The organism is Pseudomonas sp. XP1, from assembly GCF_053557675.1.
In genome coordinates, this window is record NZ_JBNRIJ010000023.1 from 33,612 (window position 1) to 36,759 (window position 3,148).

The 3,148-nt window shown below is 63.3% G+C and carries 3 protein-coding genes; 1 reads left to right on the forward strand and 2 read right to left on the reverse strand.

Annotated elements, in window-relative coordinates; genetic code table 11:
- Window positions 1-42: 42 nt before the first annotated feature.
- Window positions 43-678 carry a Pr6Pr family membrane protein gene (locus tag ACK1U9_RS18455; RefSeq protein ID WP_085601571.1) on the reverse strand — a complete coding sequence of 212 codons (636 nt, stop codon included), beginning with the start codon at window positions 676-678 and terminating at the stop codon, window positions 43-45.
- 1 nt (window position 679) lies between these two features.
- Window positions 680-901 carry a VF530 family protein gene (locus tag ACK1U9_RS18460; protein ID WP_003252112.1) on the reverse strand — a complete coding sequence of 74 codons (222 nt, stop codon included), beginning with the start codon at window positions 899-901 and terminating at the stop codon, window positions 680-682.
- 165 nt (window positions 902-1,066) lie between these two features.
- Here ACK1U9_RS18460 and ACK1U9_RS18465 point away from each other — a divergent pair, with 165 nt between their 5' ends.
- Complete coding sequence (locus ACK1U9_RS18465; protein ID WP_449110083.1) at window positions 1,067-3,112, forward strand: TonB-dependent receptor; 2,046 nt, start codon at window positions 1,067-1,069, stop codon at window positions 3,110-3,112.
- The last annotated feature ends 36 nt before the right edge of the window (window positions 3,113-3,148 follow it).

Genomic DNA, 3,148 nt, shown 5'->3' on the forward strand with positions numbered 1-3,148 from the left:
ATCCTGTGGGAGCTGGCTTGCCGGCGATAGGGCCAGTGCAGGTCAAGCCAACCTGTGCAGCCCCCGCCACCTGTCCAGCCCCAGCAACACCAGCCCAATCCCCCAGAACCCCGCCAACACCCCCAGGGCATTGAGCAATACCTGCCCATACCCCAGGCTCGCCACATCGATGAACGGGTAGGCATACACACCAATCTCGCTCCCCCGCCACAGCGCGTAGGCAAAATACGCCGCCGGGTACACCGCCCAGGCCAGCAGATGCCATAGCCGCAACCTGCCCTTGGGCACCTCGCACCACCAGTACAAGGCATATAGCACGGGCATCACATCGTGCAGCAACTCGTCCGCCAGCCATTGCCAGCCCTGCGGTTGCCACAAGTGACGCAACAGCACGCTGTAGGCCAATGCCACCAGCACGATGCTGGCGGCTACTGCGGAACTCACCGCAGGCGACAGGAAAAAACGTTTGGCACCGCCTTCCCGGCCAAACGCCGCATAACTGAGCACCGTTGCCACCAGGGTATTGGTCAACACGGTGAAATACCCAAACACATTGATCAGGCCACCCACCAGGCTGGCCTGCTCCTGCCAGCGCGCCAGTAGCACCAGATACACCTGCACAGTCAGGCCGAACCAGCCCAGCACGGCCATGCCGGTCAGCCAGGGACGGCGCGGCATGTCAGGCCTGGCGCTGCAGCTTCACGTACAGCTGCTCGACCTTTTCCCGTGCCCACGGCGTCTTGCGCAGGAAGGTCAGGCTCGACTTGATGGTCGGGTTGCTCTTGAAGCAGCGCACATCGATGCGCTCGGCCAGGCCCTGCCATTGGTAGTGCGCCACCAGCTCGGTGAGGATCTGTTCGAGGGTCTTGCCGTGCAGCGCATTGTGTTGGGCCGTGCTCATGCCAGTGCTCCGTATGAAAGATGCGCACCTTACACGAGTGTAGTGGTGGGTGGGATCAGGTGAGTCGACAGAAAAACCGCTGGCCAGGCGCAAAAACTCTGTGCTGAAATAGAGATGTTATATTGTAACAATACAAAAGCATCTGCCAAGGAACGCCCCATCCCCATGCTGTACACACCGCTTCGCCTCTCTCCCCTCGCCATCGCGCTGTGGCTGGCCGCATCACCCAGCCACGCCGTGGAACTCGATCCCCAGGTCATCACCGCCAACCCTTTGGGCAACAGCCAACTGGCCGCCCCCAGTACCGTGCTCGAAGGCGACAACCTGCTGCAACAGCAGCACGGCAGCCTTGGTGAAACCCTGAACAAGCAGCCCGGCGTCGCCTCCACCTGGTTCGGCCCAGGCGCCAGTCGCCCGGTAATTCGTGGCCTGGATGGCGACCGCATTCGCATCCTGCGCAATGGCGTCGGCGCCCTGGATGCTTCATCGCTGTCCTACGACCACGCCGTGCCGCTGGACCCGGTGACCGTTGACCGCGTCGAGATCGTCCGTGGCCCGGCTGCCCTGCTCTACGGCGGCAACGCCATCGGCGGCGTGGTCAATACCTTCGACAATCGAATCCCGGATGCTCCCATCGAGGGCATTCAAGGTGCCGGTGAACTGCGCTACGGCGGCGCCGATACCACCCGCAGCAGCGCAGGCAAGTTGGAGGCCGGCAACGGTACCTTCGCCCTGCACCTGGATGCCAACAGCCGCCAGTTCAACGACCTGCGCATCCCCGGTTATGCGCGCAGTTCCAAGGTGCGCGACGCCGACGAACCCGGTAGCAAGCACCGCCTGGAAAACAGCGACGGCCGCCAGGACGGTGGCGCCGTGGGTGGTGCCTACCATTGGGACCACGGTTACGCCGGCCTGTCGTATAGCCGTTACGACAGCAACTATGGCTCGGTGGCCGAGCCGGGTGTGCGCCTGGACATGAAGCAGGACCACTACGCCTTCGCCTCCGAGCTGCGTGACCTGGACGGCCCGTTCACTTCGGTCAAGGTCGATGCCGGTTACACCGACTACGAGCACCGTGAAATCGAAGAAGGCGAGGTCCACACCACCTTCAGGAACAAGGGCTATGAGGCACGTATCGAAGCCCGCCACCAACCGCTCGGACCGGTAGAAGGCGTGATCGGCGCTCAGGTCAGCCGCAACGAGTTCTCCGCCTTGGGCGAGGAAGCCTTCGTCCCGCACACCGACACCGACAGCCTGGCGCTATTCATGCTGGAGCAGTGGCAAGCCACCGAGCGCCTGAACCTGAGCCTGGGCGCACGCATGGAACACACCCGGGTCGACCCGGATGCCAAAGGCAACGAAAACTTCGCCGACGCTGACAGCGCCAGCAGCTTCAATGCCTTCAGCCTGTCTTCCGGGGCGGTGTACCAGCTCGACCCGATCTGGTCGCTGGCCGCCAACCTCGGCTACACCGAGCGCGCCCCAACCTTCTACGAGCTGTATGCCAATGGTGCCCACGTGGCCACTGGAGCCTTCGAGGTTGGCGATGCCAGCCTGAACAAGGAAAAAGCCATTTCCGGCGACCTGGCCCTGCGTTTCGACAACGGCACCCACAAGGGCAGTGTCGGGGTGTTCTACAGTCACTTCCGCAACTACATCGGCCTGATCGGCACCGGCAACATTCGCGAGGGGCATGACCACGACCATGGCGAAGATGACCATGACCACGATCACGACCATGACGGTTTCCCGGAATACCAGTACCAGGGCGTGCGTGCGCGCTTCTATGGCATCGAGGCCCAGGACCGCTGGCAACTGGCCGAGAACCGTTATGGCAGCTTTGCCCTCGAGCTCTCCGGTGACTACACCCGGGCGAAGAACCTCGACAGTGGCGAGCCGCTGCCACGCATTGCCCCGCTGCGCCTGAACAGCGGCCTGGTCTGGGAACTGGACCGCTGGCAGGCGCGGGTCGATGTGCAGCATGCTGCGTCGCAGCATCGCAAACCGGCCAACGAAACCAGTACCGATGGCTACACCACGCTGGGGGCCAGCGTTGGCTACCGCTTCGAAGTTGGCCAGAGCCAATGGCTGGCGTTTGTGCGCGGCGAGAACCTGACTGACCAGACCGTGCGCTATGCCAGTTCGATCCTGCGCGATATCGCCCCAGCGCCGGGACGCAGTGTTGAAGTGGGGCTGCGTACCACTTTCTGAAAGTGCGGGGCGCTTCGCGCCCCTTTCGCCGGGGAG